This window comes from Dulcicalothrix desertica PCC 7102 (genome assembly GCF_003991905.1).
GTDB lineage: Bacteria > Cyanobacteriota > Cyanobacteriia > Cyanobacteriales > Nostocaceae > Dulcicalothrix > Dulcicalothrix desertica.
The window spans coordinates 57,470-82,491 of sequence record NZ_RSCL01000003.1 but is presented as its reverse complement, the minus strand read 5'-3'; the positions used below and the strand labels follow the sequence as shown (position 1 = coordinate 82,491).

The following is a 25,022-nucleotide window of genomic DNA, read 5'->3' as shown; positions in this document are numbered from 1 at the left end:
CATAACTATATATTAGTTAATCTTACTCTTACAGAATCAACATTTCTTGTGGAGCGGGCATCCTGCTTTTCTCATCCAAATGTTATTATCTCGATACTTATGGGCATTATAAAAAAAAAGTTAATTTTTATATTATTACAAAACATATGTCAATTATTTTTTCTGATTTCGATGTATTTTTACACCAATCTCCACGAGGGTATCGATAGCACCCTGATGATACTAAAACATTGGCTCAGAGCAAAACAAAATCGTCCAAAAATTACTGTTATCAAAGAATACGGTAACTTACCTTTAGTAGAATGTTACGCAGGACAACTCAACCAAGTTTTTATGAATTTGATTGCAAATGCCATTGATGCAGTTGAAGAGGAAATTAAAAATATAAATTTACAATCTTTTACTCCCTGTATCCGCATTCGTACAGAATTATCTACATCAAATCAACTTATTATAACCATCGCAGATAATGGTACTGGTATACCATAAAAAGTCAAACATCGATTATTCGACCCTTTTTATACAACCAAACCTGTTGGCAAAGGTACTGGTATAGGATTATCAATCAGCTATCAAATAATTACCGAAAGACATAATGAAAGCTTAAAGTGCATTTCGGCACCGGGTCAAGGTGCAGAATTTATAATTATTATCCCTATAAATGCCTAACCCTAGTAATGACCCTAGTAATTTTATCCCCTAGTAAAAAAAGTTGATAATGTAGTAATAGTTTATGTAAACGATACAAATTGAACGGCGCCCTACTCATGCGCGCGTGTGCAGATAATGTTTTGCTGAGGGATATAATAAACAAACCTGAGTAATTTAAACAAGCACATGTATTGAGTATTAAATTTGTATAAAAAATGCAATAATTATGCAAATTAATTTCTAAAAAAGCGCTTTTTTTGCGAATAACACTTAATTAACAAAAAAACAAGTAGTAATATTTACCTTAATGTCATAAATTATCGGGTATTACGTGTCTCTACTCTATGTCCTCTGTGTCTCTGTGGTAAATAAATACTACTAGATTCTTCGCTGCGCTCAGAATGACATTTTGCACTCAGCACTCAGCACTCAGCACTCAGCACTTTTAACTTTTTGTAGATATTGACACCATTTTGCTGCAAGGGGTACTTCAGTAAAAGGTACTCGTACTGATTTTGTGGGTTCAGAAAAATTAAACTCTAGTTCAATAGAACGACCACGTTGGGGTGGTTGCTCGATATCTACTTTGTTGCCATTGACTAATAGCTGGATATTAACCACATCTTTAAGTGAAAAAGTTTCGAGGTTGATTAAACCCTTGGGAGTCGGTTTACCCCAAGTAATATTGCTGTCTTTTTGACCCAGTACTGCGTATATATCATATTTTGCCTTGTCAAACTGGGATGCCCAAGTCTCGTAAGCTTGGACTTTTTTAAATTCCCTTGAACCTTGCCAAGCGAGCCAAAAGAATGCAAATAGTAAAGGCAACCACAAGAGACCACGTTCCATAATGTTTTAATTATCTGTTAAAGTGAAATTTTTGTAACTAATCGCCCGATATAAAGCCAAGCTCGATGTGTATAAGTTATCGTAGTGGCAACTGGCTTTCATCGGTAATCAGTAATATATGAGAAGGCTAATACTAACTTGTTTGTTTGTGATAGGGCTATGTGCGGCCCTTTTCAATTTCGTTAACTTCCAGGGACTTGGCGCCCAAGGGGAGTTTGATACGCTCCTCCTTGACTTCCGGGAAGATATCCCCTCTACTAAGTTGCAGCAAGATTTGGCTAAAATCTCGCAGCAGTTCAACGTCACGCCAAAGCTGGATAATAAATTTTCCGAAAAGGATAACGTTTATATTATCAAAGGTGACAAAGCGCGATTGGGGCAGTTGCGCTCTCTCTTCGCGAAAGATACCGAATTCATTGAACCTAACTATATTTACAAGATTCCTAAACAAGGTCAAGTCGCAAGGCTTGCTGAATATCTTGACCCTCGACCTGAAGAATCTAAAGAACCTGCACCTTTATTAACTGGTGCAAACGACCCTTATTACAGTAAACAATGGCACCTACACAATATTAATATTGAAGGCGCCTGGAAACAAACTAAGGGTAGTGGTGTTACCGTTGCTGTCATTGACACGGGTGTTACACAAGTTCGTGATTTGATTGAAACTCAGTTTGTCAAAGGTTACGACTTTGTTAACGACCGTGAAAAAGCAAACGATGACAATGGACATGGGACACACGTTGCCGGAACTATTGCTCAAGCTACTAATAATAGCTGGGGTGTTGCGGGTATTGCCTATGAAGCCAGTATTATGCCTTTAAAGGTTCTTAGTGATTACGGTGGTGGTACTGTTGCTGATATTGCCGAAGCTATTCGCTTTGCTGCTGATAACGGCGCCAACGTTATTAATATGAGCTTGGGTGGTGGTGGTGAAAGCCAGTTGATGCGCGAAGCAATTGACTATGCACACAGTAAAGGTGTAGTTATTATCGCTGCTGCTGGTAACGAAGACGCTAACGGCGCCGCATATCCTGCACGCTATCCTCACGTTATTGGTGTTTCTGCACTTGGCCCCGATGGAGAAAGGGCGCCTTATTCTAACTATGGTGCAGGTGTTGATATTTCTGCCCCTGGTGGTAGTGATGCTGGTAAGGTTCTCCAAGCAACCGTTGATATGGATAACAAAGGAGAAGAAGTGTTCCTTGGTTTGCAAGGTACTAGCATGGCATCTCCCCATGTTGCAGGTGTTGCTGCTTTAGTTCGTGCATCAGGAGTTGAAAATCCAGATGAAATTGAAAACGTACTTCTTGGTTCCGCACGGGCTATTCATGAAGATGGTTTAAACTATTACGGCGCCGGACAACTCAACGCCGAAGCCGCAGTTAAGCAAGCAACCGAAGGTCAAATCACTTTCCAAGACTTTTGGCGATGGTTACGTGAAAATGGCTATCTCAATCCTCGTTTCTGGATTGATGGTGGTGCATATGCACTAATACCAAAACTTCTTATGGTTGTAGGTTCTTACCTGCTTGCTTGGTTCCTACGGGTTTACTTCCCATTCTCATGGAGTTGGAGTTTATCGGCAGGTTTACTTTTCGGTAGCTCAGGTTTATTTCCTCTCAAAGGACTTTATATCTTTGATTTACCACAGTGGCCCTTCCGTGTACTAGGTAGCTCTATTCCTGAACTTGGTAATGCTATTCAAGGAACTGATGCATTTAATCCTATCTTCGCAAGCGTACTTATTCCTTTAGGTCTAGTTGCTTTGCTGTTAGGACATCCAAAATTGAAGTGGTTTGCTATTGGTTCTTCCATAGGTATCGCCACATGTTTGGGGGTTAGTTCATTCTCTGACCCTGCTGTATGGGGTTTAGGCGCCGGTTGGATATCAAGAATTTTCCTTCTCGTTAATGCCGTCATCTGTTACGGTCTCGCTCACTTTATTGTGACAAACGAAGAAAAAACAACACAAAGTTAGGAATTAGGAGTTAGGAGTTAGGAATTACAACTCATAATTCATGACTCCTAACTCCTCATTCCTCACTCCTAACTCCTAACTAAAACTATGTCTATTACAGTCACTGGTACTATTCAACGCCGCGATATCGGTATGGGCGCCTGGGCATTCGTTACCGATGAAGGCACTACTTACGAAATTCCTCGTAGTGCCGACAAAAAGTTACTTCAAGCAGGACAAAAAGCCAAAGTTACAGGACAGGTACGTGAAGATGTCATGACAAGCGCAATGATTGGGCCCGTCCTAGAAGTTAAGTCTTTTGAAGTTCTTTAAATACCTACTCAGCAGGAACAGAATTTAACACTGCTTGCAAGCGTTCTCGAAACTCTCCTTTGGGATGTCCCCCTTTTACTTCGCCTACAATTTCAAACTCTCCAGATGGCGCCGAGCATACAATATAAGTTGGCCATCCCATCTCTGACTTATCGGGATATTGCTTCAAAAGTATTTGTCGATATTTACGGTAAGTCGCTGTATCCTGCATCTTGACATCAATAAACTCTAAACCAAGCTCTGCTGATACTTTCTGGTCATAGAAAGCCATTTTGTGACAAATACCGCAATCTTCACTCGAAAACTTAATTACAGAATAAGCCATATCTTTAGTAGTGTATTAGTACTAAACAACGTATAGGTTGTAGCTAAACTTAATATCTAATAATTTATCTTATATTTAATGCTCTTTGATAGTTCAAAAACTTGTAATAGTGCTAGTATATAAAAACCTACTAAAAATCTACCGCTGTCTCACATTCCGGCAGCTAGTATTAGTCCTTACTAGTTAGTACGAGCAAGAAAGGCTAATTCCGGAACATTTCTGAAGGTTAAGTATTTATTCGATAATTGCATCGATAAACAGGCGCTCTACCAAGGGAGTGAGTTATTAAGGTGTTGAGTTATTAAGATGTTGAAAATGTGGCAGCGAATAGCCATGAAAAAACCCCTAGCGGATGGCAGTCTACTAGGGGAGTAAGTTATTAGGGTGCATCTACCACTTTATTGTTCGCTGCATAGTAGTCGTTTTCAGGACAAATCTTAGAAACCTGGTTTCTTTAGATAACTTGTAATAGAAATGAGTATTTTGCGTAGAAACCAGGTTTCTTTACTTAAGATAGTTGTCAATTTCGTCTCGTTATGATTACAATAAAAAACCCTAGCGGATGGAGATCTACTAGGGAGTGAGTTATCAGGGTGCATCTACCATCTACTTGTTCGTTATCTAAGGGTCATCTTCAGGACAAATTGGCGTATAACTTCAAAATTTGGTTCAAGGTCGTAAATATAGCCATAAAAAAACCCCTAGCGGATGGCAGTCTACTAGGGGAGTGAGTTATCAGGGTGCATCTACCATTTACTTGTTCTCTTGATAACCAGTGCTTTCCGGATATTTTTGTTGCTATTGATGGCAAAAATTTTTGTTGCACTTGAAATGGACAAAAAAATTCCCTCAGTTGGTTGTTACCGTCCGAGGGAGTGAATTATTAGGGTGCATCTACCATCTATTTGTTCGTGCTTACATCTACCAATTCCGGAAGATTTTTTATTTCAAGCGAGAAAATTTTTGCATCACCAAAAAATTCCCAAAAAAAACCCCTAACTAGACATTTAGTCAATTAGGGGAGTGGGTTATCAGGGTGCATCTACCATATACTTGTTCTCAAAGCTACAAGCTTATTCCGGATAAAATTGCATAAAAAAAACCCTCAGCCGTAATTAAACAGCTAAGGGAGTGAGTTATCAGGGTGCATCTACCATATACTTGTTCTCAAAATCACAAGCCTATTCCGGAAAAATTTGAAAAACTTAGAAACCCGGTTTCTTTTTGAAAATCTGGAATAAAAATCACAATTTTGGTCAGAAACCGGGTTTCTTTTTTGATAGACACAAAAAACCCCTAGTGGAAAGCTTCCAACTAGGGGAGGTTAATTATCAGGGTGCATCTACCATATACTTGTTCTTAAAATCACAAGCATTATCCGGATAAATTAAAAAACGAAAATCCCTAATCATGTTTTACTAGAGTATTTTGCAGTTATTTTCTGTAAAATACTGAGTATTTGTAGTGAAACTATATTGTTTTTGAGATAAATTAGTTACATGGGGTGGATAAGTGAGAGCTTTCGGCGCCCAAACGTTATGTATAAATAGAGAAAACCCCCATTTGATTAAATCAATTGGGGGACTGAAGATTAAGGTGCATCTACCAAATATGATGTTCGGCGCCGAGTCGATGATATCCGGATAAACTGGTAAAAGCTTGGGTAATACCTAAGAGCGTGAAACATTCCGCTCTTGTGATGCATCTAAGGTATTAGTAGGGAAGGGAACATTTATAGAAATATTTATGAATGAATATTCCCATTTCAATCAAGTGATTTAGGAGAGGAACAGGAGAAGTTGTGACCCAGGAATTTCACATTTCCGTAACACTGGTAGGACAAAATGACTACTTGGTACGAACGGAACAAGTCGCGTCTGGGGTGCCATTAGCGGAAGAACTGGTGACTTGGCCTGTAGCTGAATGGTTAGCTGCTGCTGGACATCTTATGAATGACCCGCTTAAGTCCGTGTTGCAGGGAGATGCAATGGTGCGGAACTCGGTCAACTTAGCGGCGCTGGGTCAACAATTATATAACGAACTTTTTCAAGGCACTCTCAGAGATAGTTGGATTACTGCACAAGGCATTGCACAGAACCATCAACAAGTTCTGCATTTGCGTATTGGAATTAAAGATAATCGTTTAGCGCGCTTACCTTGGGAGGTTATGCACGCTGGAGACCGTCCCATTGCTACGGGACCCTATATTTCATTTTCTCGCTATCAAACTGGAGTAGCAGGCGCCTCACGTTTACCATCAACGAATATGCCCATACCACCTGATGAGGGTGGAATTAAGGTATTAATGGTGCTAGCCTCTCCAACCGATTTAGTGCGATTAGATTTGCTTAAGCAAGAAGCTATTAAACTTCAAGCCGAACTAAGTCGTCAAACACCAAATATTACCGAAGGTGGTCATTTTTTCCCAGAGATACAGTTGCACTTTCTTGAGCAACCGGGACGGGAAGAATTGACGCAAGCCTTAGAACAAGGACGCTATCATATTTTGCATTACTCAGGTCACAGTAACTTGGGTGCAAACGGTGGTGAAATTTATCTTGTAAATCGACGCACTGGTTTAACAGAGACTTTAACTGGTGATGATTTAGCTGGTTTACTGGTTAACAATAACATCCAAATGGCGGTGTTTAACTCGTGTTTGGGAGCTTATGGCGCCAGCACAGGCACGAAAGAAGCGGGAGAGCAAAGTTTAGCTGAGAGTTTAGTTAAACGAGGTATTCCTAGTGTCTTAGCTATGTCCGAACGAATTCCAGACGAAGTAGCGCTAACACTAACACAACTGTTCTATCGTAATCTCAGCCAAGGGTATCCCATTGATTTGTGCGTAAGTCGTGTACGTCAGGGATTAATTTCCGCTTACGGTTCGCACCAAATGTATTGGGCTTTACCAATTTTATATCTTCAATCAGAATTTAATGGTAATTTAAGCCCTGGATTATATGTACAGCAAAGAGGTGAATTATTGCCTGAGTACGGTGAACCACCAAATATAAGGGCAACAAATGCACTATATAGTAATATCGGTGATGATGCTCAAATGTCATTACCAATCGATGATGTCATGTCGAGGTCATTGGGACAAAATGACTTAGAACTTGATTGGTTAGGAGAAGAAACTTGGGGTGACTTAGTTGACGAAATCGAAGATTATGATGACCCAAGTTATGCTGATGATTCGGCGATAGTTTCCGATTTATTTCGCCAACTCGACCAGCAAAAAACTGCAAGTGAACAAACTCCAATAAATACTTCTATCCTTGACGACGACGAAGATGATGATAGTATCCCTGGTGTTGAAGTCTCTGATGATTTAACTTCTTTAGACCGCGAAGTCGAAAAATGGCGCCTCAAAAGAGCGGCAAGGGAGTCAGAATCTTTAGTATCAAATACTCTCCAGGGTCGCGAAATGAGCGTTGGTAATACTCAGGGTATGACGACAAACATCGCAACACCTCATGACCCAATTAGCATTAGCGAACCAGACGTAGTAACACCACGTCGCAAATCAAGAAAATTAATACCACTTATTGGACTTGTTGGTGCAGGTGCGATTGCATTTGCTGTTGGTATTAACTGGTGGCAAAGTCAACCAAACACGTTATCTAACCTGCCTCAAATAACGGCGCCAGATTACAGTAAAATTAATTTAGAGAGAGAAAAAACTGAAAAAGTTACAGCATTTGCCACTGAGAGACTTAATCAAGGTGATTTAGACACAGCATTAAAAGCCGTCGATGCCTTATTAAATCGTAATGCACTTGCAGAGGCAGAATCTGTACTTAAACAAGTACAAGGGCGAAACATCGATAACCCATCCGTCAGTTTCTTATTCGGGCGCCTTGCATGGCAATCGATACAAGCAGGTGACAAAAAATATAGTATTGATGATGCTCGTCGTTACTGGAATACAGCATTTAAAGCTAAACCAGACTCTATAGTATATGCTAACGCTTTAGGTTTTGCTTACTACGCAGAAGGTAATATTAATTTAGCTAATGATTCTTGGTTTCAAGCCTTAAGTATTGCCGCAAAAGACCAACAGCCAAAAGTCTCAAACATGGCAGCAGCAAATGCATCGGTAATACCACAGCAACGCCAAGACTTAATTGCTCACGCTGGACTAGCGCTAGGATTATATAAATCAGCGCGCTCACAACCCCCTGCAAAACGTGAGCGATATCTTTACGAAGCAGTAAAATTACAACAAAAAGTAATTAGTGAAGACCCGGTAAGCTTCCAACCCGATAAACTCAATCAAAATTGGTTGTGGACTCCAAAAATTGCTCAAGACTGGAAATCATTATCAAAAACACCCAGTCCGCGACGGTAGAAAGAGTTATGAGTTATGAGTGCTGAGTGCTGAGTAGTATACCTAACTCCTAACTCCTAACTATTAACTCCTAACTCTTAACTTATAACTTATTTTATTCCTTCAAATCTTCCCAAAAAAGTTGGTGATGGGCGAGTTATATGAACTTCCCACAGTGCTTTTAACGTAGAAACTTGTTCTCTAAAAGTGTAGAAAGAAACAGTCTTTTTGCTATAACTACCCCAGTCAGGAGTTCCCAAACCAGTTGATTCAATACCAAGCTGACGACAGGTATAAACAGCACGTGGTAAATGGAAATTTTGCGTTACTAAAATAGCTTCTTTAACACCAAAAACTTCTTTTGCACGGTAACAGCTTTCGTAAGTGCTAAACCCTGCATGGTCAAGTGTAATATCTTCTACTGGTACACCCTGTGCAATTGCGTAGTTTTGCATGACCATAACTTCGTTATAATCAACCCTGCTATTATCACCAGTCATCAATAGCTTTTGTACTCGTCCTAATTTATACAAATCAACAGCAGCACTTACTCTATCAGCAAGCATTGGTGTTGGTGTATTATCCGGTCGAATTCCGGCGCCAAACACAACTGCAACTTTTTGTGTCGGAACTTTGTCAGCTTCAGTGAACCGACGAGTGTTAGTAGCTGCATTGACATACAAACCAAGAGTAAAGGGAGAAAGTATAGAGCTTACAATTACAACTCCTAAAAGTAGGCGCCAGTGCAATAGTAACGATAAAGTACGCATATGTTCCTATTTACCGTATGTGAGGATATATCTATTATCTATAGATTTCCCCAAAGCAACAGTAGTTCCTCAGCACAAAAGTATATTTTAATGCCCTTGTGGCACAGGCATCCTTGCCTGTGTATTCATCTAAACCTTTTAAACTAACTTTAACTATCGAGCGCTTTTACCTCTGTGGACTCTGTCTCTCTGTGGTAAAAATATATATTGCTAAAATTAATGACATAGAGTACTAATAGTGGTTCGTGTCAATTGTTTTGGTGGGTTAATTTGCAACGGATACAACGGATGTAACGGATAATTTATTGGTTACAGACAAAATCTAATTATTCAAAATCAACTATCGGTTACATGCGTTCATCATCTGTTGCCATCCCCTATTGATTTTGTTGTCGCTGTTGTCGCTGTTGACGCTTTTGTTGCCATTGCGCGCGCTGTTGAGAGAGTAGCTTTTTCTGGTCGTCATTTAAAATGCCTTCCATTTTAGCTTTTTGCGCTTGTCGAATTTGCTTAATTTGAGCTTTTTGACCTTCATCCAAATTCAACGACTGCATTAAGTCACGACGATTAATACGTTGCCCTTGTTGACGCTGTGATTTTGCTGCTTGGAGTTTTGCAAGCTGGTCTGGTCTATAAACACCTTCTATCTGCTTTTTAGTATCTTGTTCAATTTGACGCATCTGTTGTTTTTGCGCGTCAGTGAGATTCAATTTTGACCAGAGACCTCCTTTTTTGTGAGGTTTCTGTGGTTGAGCTTGTGCTACTAGTGGATATCCATTATGAATTGCATTAGCTTTAACCATTAAGGGAACTGCGGCAACACTTAAAGCAACGGCGCCAACTAACAAAGGCATTAATCTATTAATTTTCATCATACCTGGGAAGTATATTTCTTGTTTACATCATCATAAGGATTTCTTACTTATTGCGACATGAGTTAAACGTCATGATTTATACTATGACTTTTGTCATAGCACCCAGGTATGTTAAAAGTTAACTTGCTCCTACAGGTTGGGGTACGTTAGATAGGTTAACTTTTAAGCGTTTGAACATAGCTTCGCGAGCTTGCATAGCCAATTCATCTTCTAAAGGTTTTAATAGAATTGGTTGTTGATATTTCAGACGTAAGGCTGTTTGAATTAACCAGTCTGCAACAAAAGGATTTTTCGGTAATAACGGCCCATGTGAGTAAGTAGCAATAGCGTTTTGATGAAAAGCTCCTTCGGTACCGTCTTCACCGTTGTTACCCAAACCGTAGATAACTTTACCTAGCGCTTCGACCTTTCCGAGTTTGGTGCGTCCACCGTGGTTTTCAAACCCGACTAAATAAGGTTTTGTGCCAGTCATTTCTTCCAAGTCACGCGCAAGTTTTGTTGCTGTAACTTCGATAACTAAGTTACCAATACAGCGCTTCGTGTTTTCACCTGGATGTATTGATACTAAGTCTAAAATTCCTAATCCTTCGATACGTTGTCCGGCGCCTGGTTCGTAGTAATGTCCAAGTAGTTGAGGTGAACCACAGGTAAACACACCAGGTGTACCATTATCTAATTTTTGACGCATTGCCTCAGCTTTGGCGCCAATTAAGTCACGCATTACAAGTTCTTGCTGACGGTCTTGGGCGCCTCCACCAACGATAATATCTACAGACTTGATATCTTCTGGAGTTGCTTCTGAATCGAGATTGACTATTTTAACATTGAATTGGCGCCATTGCGCGCGACGTTGAATCGTAATTACGTTACCTCTGTCACCATAGGTACTCATCAACTTAGGATACAGCCAACCGATAACTATTTCGTAATGCGGACTCATAAAATTTTGACCTTATTTTTTAAAATGCTAAACAAATTAGAAGTATTGTAAATGTTGCTTTAATCACCTCAAAGAAAGTATTACCATACTTTGTGTCTGTGTCCGATGTTCCAATCAAATTACAACCGCGAGATACAATGGACTGCAAAACAGCGACTTTGGTTTATCAGGGTGGAAACTACCTCGACAATATCCGTGAGATTTTCCCTCTTGCATGGAAGTTTCTAGAAGAAGTATCGTTTGCTTACGTAGATGGGAAACCCGATAAGTTTGATTCCGATATAAGAGAGATAGTTGGGGAGCAACCATTTAAATTTAGAATGGTTCACCGTGATGATAGAGACCAGTTAACCAAAGATTTATCTGATTTATTGGGTGATATCACCTCACGTTTGTTACTGGAGAAGCATTTTTCTGAAGTTGTGGGCAAACCCGTATTTTTTAGCACAATTTGTTGTAACAGTCATTTGACTTCTGACCACGAGTTAAGTTTGGAAGAAGTTTTGCCGTTACAGTGTGCAGCAGTGAAACTTCAGTAATAAGCACTTCAGTGCTTGTCTTCAGTGGAAAGCACTGAAGTGCTTACAACGAGTGCTTACAACGAGTGCTTACAAAGAGTGCTTACAACGAGTGCTTACAACGAGTTATCTGATTTTCTTACCCGTCAAAACTTCACGCACATCCAACATTGCAGTATACGTTGGCAAAATATGCAACGTTTCATCCGGTTTCGTATGTTCTAACGCAGTACTAATTGCTTTCTTTAAATCTTCCTCAACAATCAAATTAACTTTACTGTCATAAACATCGCTATATCTTAAACGTAGTGCCATATCATATACCCTGTCTCCACTTACAACAAGGGTTCCACCACGTTGAACTAGCGCTTCTGTATCTACATCCCATATCCAAGATACATCTTCACCATCTTGTACCCTATCATTCAGTATCAACAGCGTTGTCTTATCATTACTTTCCGTAACAACTCGAATCGTTTCGTTTGTCCCTACAGGGTTCTTAGATAGCAAAATTCTGACTCGTTTACCGTCGATTTGCAACTCTTCTGCACGTCCAAATGCGGGTTGAAATGTCGGTATAGTATCCCTGACAGTCGCTTCATCAATACCTAACTCAATTGCCACTGTCGCTGCTGCCAAAGTATTGTACTTGTTATACAGTCCAACCAGCACCTGCGACCACTCGCTGCTATTCAAAGCTGGTTTGCTGCGTTTGAAACCACATTGAGGACAACTAAATTCTCCCAAATGCGATAAATACACACCTTCGTAGTCAAGCGAATGTCCACAGTTAGGACAATATATCGAGTCTACAGCGTGAGGAATTTCTTCGAGGTATTTATTTGGTTCGTTCAAACCGAAAAATACGACTTTTTGTGATAACTGTTGACCCAGGTAAGATAATGTTGGGTCGTCAGCGTTGGAAATAACCGTAGTATTCGGTGAATTCGTCGATATAGCTTTTGTCCACCGTTTACTAATTGTATCGACTTCGCCGTATCTATCTAACTGGTCGCGAAATAGATTTAAGCACAAAATTGCTTTCGGTTGAATCGGCGTCAGAACTTTTGGCACAATATTCTCATCAACCTCTAAAATCGCATAGTCAACATTCAACCCACCAAAGGCATCAGTACTTTCCATTAAAGCAGTTACCAAGCCGTTTTCGAGATTGGCGCCTGTAGAATTATGTGCGACCTTAAACCCCTTACGCTCAAGAATTTCTCGTAATAATAGCGAAGTAGTAGTTTTACCGTTAGTGCCAGCAATTAGAATAACTCCATTTTTAACCTGTTGGCTGAGTAACTCTAATAAACGAGGTTCAATTTTGCGTGCTATTGAACCAGGAAGCACCGAAGCAGCACCTAAACGCAGCGTGCGTACAGCAAAAGTTACACTTTTTGCCGCTGATACTGCCACCCCAAGTTTTACTCTATCAATCAAATTTATATTCTTACCCACATCCGTACCTTTGTTTTCAGGCAAATGCTAACAGCTAGCATAAAAAGAAAAATTAATAAGCGAAAGTTTAGCGAATCTTTGTAAAAAAAGCCAGCAACTTATATACAAAGTTAGGAGTTAGGAGTTAGGAGTTAGGAGTTACAAATCATAATTCCTAATTCCTAACTCATAATTCCTAACTCCTTTGGCGTTATCTTAAAAATGGTGCAGGCACAAATGATTTTTCTCCTCCAGTCTGCTTTCCTCAGCACAAATTTACCAAAATTATCTCTCAAATTTGAAAGGCTTGTTTTAATGCATTCTATGAAGTGGGATTTAAAAAATATACTCCAAAGTATAATTACAGACTGGCGCCAGTTCTTGTCCAAATGCTTGCTAATGACGGTTTGCCTGTGTTTTTTGATTATTCTACCAGTCCAAGCAGGTATTAATGATGACAGATTCGATGGAAATATTTTTGTTGTATACGCAGGTAACGGTTCGTTAGTACCACCCAAAGAAAACCTCCCAACCGCACTCAAAGAACACAAACCGATATTTATGGCGTTCTACGTTGATGACAGTAAGGACTGTAAACAGTATGCAATTACTATAGACCGAGTACAAGAATTTTATGGGCGCCCAGCTGAAATTATTCCCGTAAATGTCGATCTGATTCCGCAAAAAGATAAATACGAACCAACCGAGGCAGGTTACTACTACTCTGGTAAGGTTCCTCAAGTTGTGGTATTTAATACTGATGGTAAAGTTGTTTTGAATAAAACTGGTCAAGTTCCATTTGAAGAAATCGACGATAAATTCCGAGAAATCTTTGATTTATTACCACGTACCGAATCAGTAGAATTAAAGCGTCGTTCGTACAACGAGTTCAGTAGTGAGTTAGCTAAATAACATTCTGAGGTGGGCTTTAAAAGCCTACCTCAAAGTTTGGTGTTATTGAATACTGCAATCACTGTCCAATAAAGTCATAATAAAAATAACTCTTGTACGGGCGGGTTAAGCAAAATTTTCGATTATTTACCAGGATACAAGTAAACCCGCCCCTGCGCGCCTCATAACTCCGCTCCTTATAACTTATAACTCGTAGGTTTCCTGATGTCAGTTTACACTACAGAGAAATTAATCGAAATTTTGCACTCTGAACGTCAAGCTTGTTTAAAAGGACAACGCTTAAAGTTAGATGTGACTGTATCGGGTAGTCCTGTACTTGACCAGTTTATCCGTTCAGAAGGATTGCAAAAATTTACTGCTTATCAAGATTTTAAAGCCGCAATTCATCAATATCAACGCGATAATAATGTATCGGGAATTGTTTGGCGCTCCTGTACAGTAAAAGGTATAAATTTTAAATATCCTGAAGTTGACGCTCAGTTAGTCGCATTACCAGAAGATATAGAAATACTTAAAAATGCAAAAATCTCAATATGGAAGTTTTGGCAGCAAGCAACAGCTGACATGGATTTATTTTTGAGCGTCAACCACGGCAAGCTACACCAGTTAATTGCAAAAGAAGACTGCGCGCGTATACAAGAACGCACCGAATGGGCAGGTTTATTAGTCTACGAAAAATCAAACTTTTTAGAAATAGTTTTACAATTAGGATGGGGCAAACCCGAAGAAGCTTGTTACAAAAGAGGCTTTCCCGCATCAGGTAGTGAGTACATTCACGCAGTTAACCCCGGTCAACACCCAATTACTTAATAAACCAAAATATATTAATTTTTTGTAGAAATTTTTGTATAAACTCTTGTGGAACAGGCATCCCTGCCTGTTCATTCTATTGTAATATATAATATAATTCCTTTTTACCACAGAGATACAGAGTACACAGAGTAAGAATTTTGATTAACCACAAAGAACACAAAGGGCACCAAGGAAGAAAAGAAGAGGTTTTGCAACTCCAGTTAAAAATTAATTAAATTAAAAATTAAATCAAATGGATTCAAATAAAAAACGTGAAAAATATGGTAATCAATGAATATCCTATTGGACAAGAGTTGACAGCAGTATCAATTAAAAAAGATAAAGAATTCAAAAGTGAGAAGCTCTGTTTAGATGAAATACAATTCATCTTTAAAAATACAGCTATTACATTAACGCCAATCATCGATACTGACGAAATTCAAATAAATCAAGAGAATAACGTTAATTTTTCTGCGGTTGATACCCCAGTATGGTGCAAGGACTTTCTGGGTAAAAAGCTTATGACCTTGTGGGTATGCGAAAATGACCAAGGGTATCAAGACCAAGTTATTTTCGCCTTTGAAAACTTACATCCCAGTATATCCTTTGTAGCTGAAGGTTCTGTTATTAAAGCGTTTCGACAAGAAGCAGTGCGTGTAGTCAGTGCTACAAATCTACATTTCCATACTGAGGTATCACATTAGCGTGTACCAACCAATGGAATCTAAGGCAATATAGATATATATAGCATTGCTACCTTTACATGAGTTATTGCCTGAACCCCCGTTGTCCAAAACCAGAGAATACAAATGACGTTAAATTTTGTTTGAGTTGTGGCGCCAAGTTACTGCTCAAAGAAAGGTATCGTGCAGTAAAGCCAATTGGGCAGGGTGGTTTCGGCAGGACTTTCTTAGCTGTCGATGAAGACAAACCCTCTAAACCCCAATGTGTAATTAAGCAATTTTACCCCCAAGCGCAAGGAACAAGCACGGTGCAAAAAGCTGTGGAGTTGTTCAATCAAGAAGCAATGCGTCTCGATGAGTTGGGTGAGCATCCACAAATTCCTGATTTATTAGCTTATTTTACTCAGGAAGATAGGCAATATTTGGTGCAAGAATTTATAGACGGATATAACTTAGCACAAGAGTTAGTGCGTCAAGGCGCCTACAGCCAATCACAAATTCGTTATCTCCTCGATGATTTATTGCCAGTGCTGCAATTTTGCCACGCACGTCACGTTATCCACCGCGATATCAAACCTGAAAATATTATCCGGCGCCGTGGTTTACCTGGACGTTCGACTGTAATTAGCGAAAATAATCCTGGTAATTTATTTTTGGTAGACTTCGGCGCCTCAAAAGTTGCTACAAATGAAGATGTCAACAAAACAGGAACAAGTATTGGCTCTCCTGAATATGTGGCGCCAGAACAAATTCGTGGTAGAGCCTTATTTGCTAGTGATATATATAGTCTAGGCGTGACTTGTATACATCTACTAACCGGAAAATCTCCTTTTGATTTACATGATATCCATAACGACACTTGGATATGGCGCCAGTATTTAAAGTCATCCATCTGTGACGACTTAGCTAGCGTCCTCGATAAAATGATTGAAACAATCCCCGTACGTCGTTACCAATCAGTTTCGGAAGTGTTACAAGATTTACATAAGTCGGCACCAAACACCAATTATCAGCCAGTAATTAAACCTGTAGTTACCAATACTAACGCCCAACCAGTAGTCAACAATACATCACCAACGAATAATCATTTAATACCAACAGCCACAAGTACGAGTCAAATAGATACAGAATTAGAAGAAATAAAGACAATGTTTCTTAGCGGTAGTAAGCCTAAGAATAATTCTCAATCTCAACCGCAAACAGGGGCGCCCACGAGTAAAAGCAAAATCGACGAAGAGCTAGAAGAAATTCGCAGCAAGTTTTTGGGAAATAATCCATAACGGTAAATGTAGAGACGTTACATGTAACGTCTCTACATTATTTAACAGATTTATTTCGTAGACTCGGTAATAGGTACCCATTCGGTGTGGAACGTACCAGCTTTGTCAATACGCTGATAAGTGTGGGCGCCGAAGTAGTCGCGTTGTGCCTGAGTGAGGTTTTGGGGCAATCTATCGCGACGGTAGCTATCGAAGTAGTCAAGCGAAGCGCTGAACGCAGGAACAGGGATACCTAGTTGTGCAGCGGTCATGATAACTTCGCGCCAAGCAGCTTGTCTATCAAGAATGGTTTGTTTAAATTCTGGTGCTAACAATAAGTTTGCCAAAGACGCATTTTCGTCGTATGCGTGTTTGATTTTATTTAAGAAGCCAGCACGAATAATACAACCACCTTTCCAAATTCGCGCTAACTCGCCTAATTGTAAATTCCAGTTATAGGTAGTAGAAGCGGTACCTAATAATGCCATACCTTGCGCGTAAGAACAAATCTTCGAGCAGTACAGCGCATCACGGACTTTATTAACAAACGCTTTTACATCTCCGCCATATTTACCAGAAGGACCAGTAAGTTGCTTCGATGCTGCAATACGCTCGTCACGGATAGATGACATAATCCGGGCATTTACTGCTGCAACAATTGTTGGAATGGCTACACCTAATTCCAATGCAGTTTGTACAGTCCAACGTCCTGTTCCCTTTTGCCCTGCTGCGTCAACAATTAACTCAACGAGGGGTTTCTTGGTATCAGGGTCGATGTATGGGAAAATGTTAGAGGTTATCTCAATTAAAAATGAATTGAGTTCGTCGGTAGTATTCCACTCTGTAAAGACTTGATGAAGCTGAGTGTGGTTTAAACCAGCAACGTTTTTGAGCAAGTCGTATGCTTCTGCAATTAGCTGCATATCACCATATTCAATACCGTTGTGAACCATTTTGACGTAGTGACCAGAACCACCAGGGCCAATATAGGTTACACAAGGGCCATCATCAACTTGAGCCGCAACTTTTGTAAAAATAGGGGACAAGTATTGATAAGAACTATCAGTTCCTCCGGGCATTAACGAAGGGCCATTAAGGGCGCCTTCTTCACCACCACTCACACCCATACCGATGTAGCGTAAACCAGTAGGTTCTAATTCGCGGGTGCGTCGGTCGGTATCTTCAAACCAAGAGTTACCACCATCAATGATGATATCGCCTTCATCAAGCAAGGGTTTGAGTTGCTCAATAACCGCATCAACAGGTTTGCCTGCTTGTACCATCACCAAAATACGACGGGGACGTTCAAGGGCGCCGACAAATTCCTTCAAATCAAAAGCCGCTTTGACGTTCCGACCTCCAGCGCGCTTCGCCATGAAGGCATCAGTTTTTTCTCTCGAACGGTTGTAAACCGCAATTGGGAAGCCGTTACGTTCGACGTTAAGCGCGATATTCTCGCCCATAACAGCTAGACCAATCACACCAAAGCTTTGCAATGTCATAATCCTATTGGCTAATTGCTGTTCCTTTCATTCTTTAGGGTAGTCCGAGAATTTCGCTTCTCCCCTAAAGAAGACATTAAGAGTTATAGCGCAGAGTAAAAATACATTGCCAACACACATAAAATATTTAAATTTGTATCTAGGTAAACTTTCTCTTGCAAAAATCCCTAAATTGACATAATCATAGTGCTGAGTGCTGAGTGCTGAGTGCTGAGTGCTGAGTGCTGAGTGTTGAGTGCTGAGTGCTGAGTGAGAAGAGGTTAAGTAATAACAGATATTTATTTTGTATTCATGCACTTATAATGACAACTAATGACAACTTGAGACTCTAAAAACTGTTTAACTAATAAGTAAATATTATCAAAGAATAAAATTTTATACTCAGCACTCAGCCCTCATCACTCATTACTTTTTACAGGAGTACATAAAAATGCTGGCATATGTCCTAGCTTTAGCAGTTGGAATCGGCAGTATCGCGCTATATTTAGCAGCTTTCTTTTTTCCTGAAATCCACAAAAAGAATGATTTTATTTGGAGCGGTGTGGGTTTCTTTTACGCATTAGTACTATGGATATTCGCGCGTCGTATTGGTGGAGGTCTTTTACTAGGTCACATTGCTAGCGTCTCACTACTATATTGGTTTGGCTGGCAAACATTTGCACTACGTCGTCAAATTGTACCAGCGTCACAACGAACTCCCCTACCCAGTGCAGAAGAAGTCAAAGCCAAAGTTGATGGTAACAAGTTTTCATTACCTCAAAGTCTTGGGCAACTACAAAGAAGCATTACAGGCGCCTTTTCTGGAGCAAAGAACAAAGCACAAGAAACAATCAAAAAAGCTAAACCGCAGGATACAACTTCCGCAACTGCCTCACCCACACAAATTATTGATGCACTTATTGAAGAGGCGCCAACTACACCAGCACCAAAAGCTAACATTGTAAACTCAACAATCGAAATAATACCAGCACCTACCGCAGAAACTAAAATTGCCGAACCTATTCCACCATCACCAGAAATAGTAGAACCAACACAAGCAACGACCGAAGAGGCGCCAACTCCTCCTGTAGAAGAACCACCAACTCAATAAACAAATTGATCCCCCGAATTCGCGGGGATCAAATAAGATGCACTTAATGTAACAAACATATGTCTTACAGCGACTTCACAAAAATTGAACAAGTAGTTACCGCTCTGGACTTAACAGTAGAAGATATTCCCCACCTATTTAGCCAAATACCAACAATTGAACCATCGCTTAGGCTAAAAGAAACACTAGAAGAAACCTTAGACTTAGCAGCCAGCATAAGTACCGAGAAAGCGCGTTCAGAACTGATTATCACACCCATCTTGCTAGAAATACGGCGCCTCTTCAAAAATAAAATTGGCTATTTTTCCGGCAACACATTTAATATTGATGCATCAAAAGGTTTAACAGGTGCCTGTGACTTTATATTAAGTGCATCAAACAATCAATCATTAATTACAGCACCTGTACTAACCTTAGTAGAAGCTAAGGATAATGATATTAGTATTGGGCTGGGACAATGTATAGCACAAATGGTTGGCGCCCAAATATTTAATGATCGAAAAGGGACAGAACAAAAAAATATCTACGGTGCGGTATCAACAGGCACTAACTGGAAATTTTTGATACTAGAAGGAAATGTAGTCAAAATCGATTTAACTGAATATTTTATTAATCAAATCGACAAAATATTAGGTATCCTTGCTGAACCGTTTAAGCTTTATTACGGAAGCTAGTTAGTAAGTGAATTACTAAAAATAGCTTGTTAAATATTTGTTTGCATGCGCCATCTACACCACCTAGTGTACCTACCTGGTAGTTCTAAGAAACCGGGCTTCTTTACGACAAACCAAGGGTTTATAGCAAAATCTTTCTCAAGAAGCCCGGTTTCTCGGACTGGTGCAAGATGTAATGTACCTACCTGCTAGAACTCCAACCGTGGCGCCCCAGATTGTAAAAAAATCAATGTCATCTTCTTGGTACATTTGCCCTAAAAATCTTTAAGATATAAGAAGATATAACTCGAAGCAGAAAATATTGGATGTAAAAATAGTAACATCTATATGTAAGTTAAATCAAGACGTGTGTGCCAATGGTACTACTATTGAAAATAGGCGCCTTAATTATGACTGAACCAAAAACGGCATCAGACCATATCCCTATAATGATGAAATTCCGGCTACGTTAACCACACATGAATTTTAATGTCAATTAATCTAAATTAATAAATCTATGGCAACTTATCCAAACTACCCATTTGATATCAAAGAAATATCAGTTGGTAATGAAAACGCCCCTAATATCGTAACGTATTTAGTTGCAAGTAATGCACCAAAAAATGTTGAAATTAGTAGTCAACCACGTACTGATGAGAATAATGATGGCTTAGATTTTAATGATGGGCCAGATTTAACGCGCCAAAAAATTGCTAAAATAGCTCATTTTTTAACGGATAAGAACAATCAAGCCGAAGTGGTTATCCATATTCATGGATACAATACAAAAATTAAAGATTTTGATAACTGGGTAAGAGAGATAGAGCGGTATATTACCACAGATGCATTGATTAAGCAAAAAAAACTTGCTTTTATCGGTTATTACTGGCCCTCAGAATATATTAATTTCAAGTCAAATGATAAAGAAGAATCGGTAACTAGCCACTTTGGTAAGGCAATTAAAAGCCTACCAATTTTCTTTAAAACTGTATACAATTATTCAAGTTTGGGTTTGATAGCTGCTTTTTCCTTTATTTTAGCTATTTCAGGCTTAAGTATCAATGATAATTTTTCATTCAAGTTTTCTGGGTTTGCCTTTTTCTTATTTACGTTAGGAATTGCCTTTTTTGCCAGTTTATTTGGTTGGGTTGGTGGCTCTATATTACTGAGGGTTTCAATATACTTTCGAGATAACTACCGCGCGGTTAACTACGGAGTTCCAGACTTAGTAGAGTTTATTCGGCAAATAGATAATGCAATTATAGAGCAGGCGGAGGGAGATACGCGGTATGAGAAAAAAATGAATTTTTCTAGGAAAAATAATCCTAGAATTAAGTTATCTTTTATTGCTCATAGTATGGGTGCATTCGTCACCACAAACGTAATTCGTATCCTCTCTGATATATTCGATGAAAACTCAATACCCAAATTAAGTCAAGATAATGTAGAAATAGAACCATCACCAAACATTGGTAATGTATTCTCATTAGGTCGCTTAGTATTAGCTTCACCAGATATACCTATCGAGACAATAATGCCCGAAAGGTCTAACTTTTTGCGTTCCTCACTACGTCGTTTTGAAGAATCTTATTTATTTAGTAGCCAGGGAGATGTCATACTACGAGTTGCATCAACAGCAGCAAACTATATAAGTTTCCCCGCAAATACTTATGACCGAGGTTTTCGATTAGGTAATATAGTAGTAGATAGTCGTATTGATAAAAATGACAAATCAAATTCGGCGCCGATGCGTTATGGCATTATTAATCAAAACCATGATGGTAGTGTAAATGCTGATGATAGAAGTGCAATGGCAGACATAGGTATTGTTTCTGACAACACACTAAAAACCTTATCAGACCTGTTGTCAAACAATAGTAAGATAACTCAAAATTACGCCATCGCTGGATTATTTACTTACTTCGACTGCACAGATTACAGAGATAAAGTAGTTATTGATGAAAAGATTAGTGAAAAGCCAGAGGGTGTTTTAACTAGAGCATTGCGTCAAAGCAAACTTTCTTTTGTGAATTGCTTAGTTCTTATTTCTGATGCCATCGTAATTGAAAAGAACGTTCATGGTGGATACTTCCAAGGAGAGTTCAGCAGAAAAATGCTTTATCGGTTAGCATTTTTAGGATATAAAGACTTTTTAGTTTCTTTAAAAGATGAACCTGATTATCAAGAAATAGCGGCACAAATTGAAACATCATCAAATAGTCAACAGACCCCATTTGATGCTTATAAAGAAGCAATGATTAAATTATCACAAGTTCTATCAAAACAATGCGAAGACAAAGGAATTAAAGTATTTTTGGCGCCGGAGCGATATCGTGTAGATATGTTAGGCGAAGAGCGTAATCGTAAAGGGTACTAATTGATAGTGGGAATTTATATTGGGACGGGCTTTCTCTGCCCATCCCACAAGAATTACACATTCAAGTGTGAAACTGGAAAAATTAGTTTTAAATTTGCCTTAATATAAAGAAATATAAACGTTAAAATAAAATTATAAAATTTTTCAATGCCATATTGTGCATGGTACGTAGGAGATAGTCATGCAAATTCAAGATAAAAGCCAAATGGGTAAAGTTTTAACAAGCTTAACTGTGATAAATCGTGCCGACCAAATTCGCGCTAAGGATGGAACAATATCACCAGAACAAGTACGCTCAGTCACGCTCGAAAATGTATTAGTGGATACTGGCGCCACAACATTATGTTTACCAGGAGATGTTATTGCTAAACTCGGCTTAGAATTGTTAAAAGAAGTTGATGTAGCAACAGCAATGGGCATTGGGCAAGCAAGGATTTTCCGTGATGCTACTATTTCTCTTTGTGGAAGAGAGGGAACTTTTGAGTGCTTAGAACTACCTGGAGGACGTGATGCACTTTTGGGTGTTATTCCGTTAGAGGCTTTAGGTATAGAATTAGACTTGAAAAACCAAAAGTTAAAGGTATTACCCACTAGTTCAGTAGATACGTATTTAACTATTTTGTAAAAACTAGTTCTAGACTTACGTTAAGGCACCTATATTATGTATTAAATCTAAATGATATGAGCGTATTGTAGGCAAAACACCTACTGGTCGTGCAACAGTTATAGCGTTACATTTGAGCGATGACCCGGATGCACTCGAAGTTCGCAGTTATTGGGTGCTTGCTGGCTGGCATCCTCCAGAAGATTAACGCTTGGCAGCTTCACAGTATATATGTATTGATTAACATGATTGTGTTTATGTTAGTTCGGCGTACTTGGTGGGAACCATACGAATAAGTACAAACAAATATTAAAAATTATGAATAACATCGGGGATTTGCTGCATCCCTCTCTCGAACAATTGGTTCGGGAAATTAAAGCATTTAATCACGCTTGGAAGGCAAGTAGCGAGTTATTCGGCAAAGACTCACCCTTGTCTACTTCTACGCGCGATTTGAAAAACTGTTTGCAAGTGCGTTTGCTCTTGAGCTATGCACCTGAGCAGGTTTATCTAGCTATTGACACAAAAACTGAAGCCTCAGAACCTTTATATGGGTTACGTCTAAGACAAACTATCGGGGAGTGGACAGATGCAGACCATTTGCCAGTGCGGGTAGTTGAAGAGTGGGTAAAAAAAAAGTTGCTCACACCCACACAAGTAGAAACATTTAAGAAATCATAGGGTGTTATATGGCATTAGCAAAGATTTGGGACATTGTTTGGGATAATAGCCTTTTTCATTGGGCTACTGCAATTGTGGTGTTTAGTGCTGTATCTGTTGAGTTGTATACAGTATGGCAGTATTGGAAGTCTGATTGTGGAACTACAGGCGCCGCTATTAAATCTCTGAAAAATCCCAACCAAGGGGAAGATAGAAGTATTCGCCGATGGAAGCAGGAACATTTACAAATTAATAATGAAGGCGCCGTTGTCAAACAAGACAATAAATATATACTGATAAAGTATCCAGAAGTATTATTACGCCCCGTTCCTCGGAGTTCTTTACGCTTCGTTACTACTCTGTGTACAGCCATTGGTGTTCTAGGAACCTTTTACGGAATACAAGAAGGGTTACAGGGAATAAATTTGGATACAAGTAGTTCGGAGCAATTAATGGCTTCGAGTAAGGAGTTGTTAGTAGGGATGAAGACAGCATTCTCTACTTCCTTAATGGGACTCGGTTCGGGTAGCTTTTTTACTTTAGTGTTATTCTTTTGCGAATCGTTACGACAAAAACGACGTGATGATTTACGTAAACAGTTAAGCATAGTCACAATTCCAATAGCAGCAAACAATGACAGTAAAGAAGTCGCACTGCAATTAAGCCATATAGCAAGTAAATTGGAAAATATTAGTGCTGAAGCAATAGGTGATGCTGTAGCTAAAAGTATTGCAGAACAACTACAAGGACTACAACAACTAAGCTCTACAACTATTGGTGAAGCAGTAGGCAGAAAGGTTTTACCAGCATTAGAAGCTATTTACAAAGAACAAAAGCAAATTAGAGAATTACAGCAAAACCAAGGGCAAAGGGTTTTAGAACAACTTATTCAGGACTTACGAGTAGATTTAATCGAACCGCTAGTCAAGGAATTAGGCAATAGCGCTAATTTAACCAAAGAAGCTTCTCAAGCAGTGCAAGAACTACGTCAAGAATTAGGTAGTATTACTCAAAGTTTAGCAAGTTCGATAGAAACAATTCAGACTTTTCAAAAAGAGACTTTAGGTAAGTTACAAAATTTTGCTGAAAATTTAAAAAACACTTTAAGTACTTTTCAGAGCGAAACAAAAGGTGTTTTAGAACAAACAGGAAAAGAAATTAATCGTGCGGTTGAAAAAAGTATTGAGGGAATAGGGAATGGAGTTACAACGTACAGCTTTTGAAGCAAGCGCAAACGAAGCCGCAAATACATTTCGAGGTATTAGAGAAGAGCTAGTAAAGATATAGGCACTCAAGTACAAAGTGTAAATGATTCATATAGCAGATTGTCTTACACGTTTCGAGAAACTCTACAAGATTGGAAAAATCACTTTGCAGTTTCAAGAGAAAATTTCTTCAGTAAAGCTGATTCTGCAATGGCTGATGTTTGCTCCGAATTACTAAAAACTGCCGAGGTCTTGGTTGCTGCTAACGACAATCATAACATTATTAACAGGGGC

General features: G+C 39.1%; 21 protein-coding genes and 1 pseudogene. 15 read left to right on the top strand and 7 right to left on the bottom strand.

The features are described from left to right. Positions 1 to 99: 99 nt before the first annotated feature. Positions 100 to 669: pseudogene (locus DSM106972_RS07020) on the top strand (sensor histidine kinase). 411 nt (positions 670 to 1,080) lie between these two features. Here the strand turns inward: DSM106972_RS07020 and DSM106972_RS07015 are convergent. Further along, positions 1,081 to 1,500 carry a hypothetical protein gene (locus tag DSM106972_RS07015; RefSeq protein WP_127080041.1) on the bottom strand — a complete coding sequence of 140 codons (420 nt, stop codon included), beginning with the start codon at positions 1,498 to 1,500 and terminating at the stop codon, positions 1,081 to 1,083. A 118-nt stretch (positions 1,501 to 1,618) separates the two neighbouring features. Between DSM106972_RS07015 and DSM106972_RS07010 the strand changes: the two genes are divergently transcribed. Next, positions 1,619 to 3,481, top strand: a complete 1,863-nt coding sequence (locus DSM106972_RS07010; RefSeq protein WP_127080040.1) for a DUF5942 domain-containing protein — start codon at positions 1,619 to 1,621, stop codon at positions 3,479 to 3,481. 87 nt (positions 3,482 to 3,568) lie between these two features. Then, entirely contained in the window at positions 3,569 to 3,793 is a 225-nt protein-coding gene (locus DSM106972_RS07005; protein WP_019494659.1) for a hypothetical protein, read from the top strand. Between the two features lie 4 nt (positions 3,794 to 3,797). Here DSM106972_RS07005 and DSM106972_RS07000 read toward each other — a convergent pair whose 3' ends face one another. Then, a complete protein-coding gene (locus DSM106972_RS07000) occupies positions 3,798 to 4,118 on the bottom strand; it encodes a thioredoxin family protein (protein WP_127080039.1) in 321 nt (106 codons plus the stop codon). Positions 4,119 to 5,919: 1,801 nt separating this feature from the next. On the opposite strand from DSM106972_RS07000, the gene hetF reads away from it, so the two are divergent. Beyond that, entirely contained in the window at positions 5,920 to 8,469 is a 2,550-nt protein-coding gene (gene hetF, locus DSM106972_RS06995; protein ID WP_127080038.1) for a cell division protein HetF, read from the top strand. Positions 8,470 to 8,558: 89 nt separating this feature from the next. Here hetF and DSM106972_RS06990 read toward each other — a convergent pair whose 3' ends face one another. From DSM106972_RS06990 to DSM106972_RS06980, 3 genes are all read right to left on the bottom strand, one after another. Further along, positions 8,559 to 9,218, bottom strand: coding sequence for a SanA/YdcF family protein (locus DSM106972_RS06990; RefSeq protein WP_127080037.1), 660 nt, complete (start codon positions 9,216 to 9,218; stop codon positions 8,559 to 8,561). Between the two features lie 377 nt (positions 9,219 to 9,595). Beyond that, positions 9,596 to 10,093 (bottom strand): Spy/CpxP family protein refolding chaperone, encoded by a 498-nt coding sequence (locus tag DSM106972_RS06985; RefSeq protein ID WP_127080036.1) that lies wholly within the window; start codon positions 10,091 to 10,093, stop codon positions 9,596 to 9,598. A gap of 118 nt (positions 10,094 to 10,211) precedes the next feature. Continuing rightward, complete coding sequence (locus DSM106972_RS06980) at positions 10,212 to 11,033, bottom strand: type 1 glutamine amidotransferase (RefSeq protein WP_127080035.1); 822 nt, start codon at positions 11,031 to 11,033, stop codon at positions 10,212 to 10,214. A 137-nt stretch (positions 11,034 to 11,170) separates the two neighbouring features. Here DSM106972_RS06980 and DSM106972_RS06975 point away from each other — a divergent pair, with 137 nt between their 5' ends. Further along, positions 11,171 to 11,572: a hypothetical protein gene (locus tag DSM106972_RS06975; RefSeq protein ID WP_127080403.1), complete on the top strand. Its 402-nt coding sequence runs from the start codon at positions 11,171 to 11,173 to the stop codon at positions 11,570 to 11,572. 105 nt (positions 11,573 to 11,677) lie between these two features. Here DSM106972_RS06975 and DSM106972_RS06970 read toward each other — a convergent pair whose 3' ends face one another. Continuing rightward, positions 11,678 to 13,012, bottom strand: a complete 1,335-nt coding sequence (locus tag DSM106972_RS06970) for a Mur ligase family protein (protein WP_127080402.1) — start codon at positions 13,010 to 13,012, stop codon at positions 11,678 to 11,680. Between the two features lie 303 nt (positions 13,013 to 13,315). Here DSM106972_RS06970 and DSM106972_RS06965 point away from each other — a divergent pair, with 303 nt between their 5' ends. From DSM106972_RS06965 to DSM106972_RS06950, 4 genes are all read left to right on the top strand, one after another. Next, the gene (locus DSM106972_RS06965) at positions 13,316 to 13,903 is read left to right on the top strand and encodes a thylakoid membrane photosystem I accumulation factor (RefSeq protein WP_411675286.1); all 588 of its coding nucleotides are present in this window, start codon (positions 13,316 to 13,318) and stop codon (positions 13,901 to 13,903) included. A 201-nt stretch (positions 13,904 to 14,104) separates the two neighbouring features. Next, the gene (locus DSM106972_RS06960; RefSeq protein ID WP_127080034.1) at positions 14,105 to 14,713 is read left to right on the top strand and encodes a hypothetical protein; all 609 of its coding nucleotides are present in this window, start codon (positions 14,105 to 14,107) and stop codon (positions 14,711 to 14,713) included. Positions 14,714 to 14,976: 263 nt separating this feature from the next. Further along, positions 14,977 to 15,399, top strand: coding sequence for a DUF6334 family protein (locus DSM106972_RS06955; protein WP_127080033.1), 423 nt, complete (start codon positions 14,977 to 14,979; stop codon positions 15,397 to 15,399). Positions 15,400 to 15,458: 59 nt separating this feature from the next. Beyond that, positions 15,459 to 16,658 carry a serine/threonine-protein kinase gene (locus DSM106972_RS06950; RefSeq protein WP_127080032.1) on the top strand — a complete coding sequence of 400 codons (1,200 nt, stop codon included), beginning with the start codon at positions 15,459 to 15,461 and terminating at the stop codon, positions 16,656 to 16,658. Positions 16,659 to 16,708: 50 nt separating this feature from the next. Here the strand turns inward: DSM106972_RS06950 and gnd are convergent, their stop codons facing one another. Next, positions 16,709 to 18,139 carry an NADP-dependent phosphogluconate dehydrogenase gene (gene gnd, locus DSM106972_RS06945; RefSeq protein ID WP_127080031.1) on the bottom strand — a complete coding sequence of 477 codons (1,431 nt, stop codon included), beginning with the start codon at positions 18,137 to 18,139 and terminating at the stop codon, positions 16,709 to 16,711. Positions 18,140 to 18,569: 430 nt separating this feature from the next. Here gnd and DSM106972_RS06940 point away from each other — a divergent pair, with 430 nt between their 5' ends. The 6 genes from DSM106972_RS06940 to DSM106972_RS06910 all read left to right on the top strand — a co-directional run bounded on the left by DSM106972_RS06940 (position 18,570) and on the right by DSM106972_RS06910 (position 24,746). Continuing rightward, positions 18,570 to 19,229 carry a Ycf66 family protein gene (locus DSM106972_RS06940; protein WP_127080030.1) on the top strand — a complete coding sequence of 220 codons (660 nt, stop codon included), beginning with the start codon at positions 18,570 to 18,572 and terminating at the stop codon, positions 19,227 to 19,229. A 59-nt stretch (positions 19,230 to 19,288) separates the two neighbouring features. Then, entirely contained in the window at positions 19,289 to 19,903 is a 615-nt protein-coding gene (locus DSM106972_RS06935) for a hypothetical protein (protein ID WP_127080029.1), read from the top strand. Between the two features lie 496 nt (positions 19,904 to 20,399). Beyond that, the gene (locus DSM106972_RS06930) at positions 20,400 to 22,259 is read left to right on the top strand and encodes an alpha/beta hydrolase (protein ID WP_127080028.1); all 1,860 of its coding nucleotides are present in this window, start codon (positions 20,400 to 20,402) and stop codon (positions 22,257 to 22,259) included. A 181-nt stretch (positions 22,260 to 22,440) separates the two neighbouring features. Next, positions 22,441 to 22,884 carry a retroviral-like aspartic protease family protein gene (locus DSM106972_RS06925; RefSeq protein WP_170213560.1) on the top strand — a complete coding sequence of 148 codons (444 nt, stop codon included), beginning with the start codon at positions 22,441 to 22,443 and terminating at the stop codon, positions 22,882 to 22,884. Between the two features lie 297 nt (positions 22,885 to 23,181). Continuing rightward, positions 23,182 to 23,544 (top strand): hypothetical protein, encoded by a 363-nt coding sequence (locus DSM106972_RS06915; protein ID WP_127080027.1) that lies wholly within the window; start codon positions 23,182 to 23,184, stop codon positions 23,542 to 23,544. 8 nt (positions 23,545 to 23,552) lie between these two features. Further along, entirely contained in the window at positions 23,553 to 24,746 is a 1,194-nt protein-coding gene (locus DSM106972_RS06910; RefSeq protein WP_233787722.1) for a hypothetical protein, read from the top strand. Positions 24,747 to 25,022: the final 276 nt, after the last annotated feature.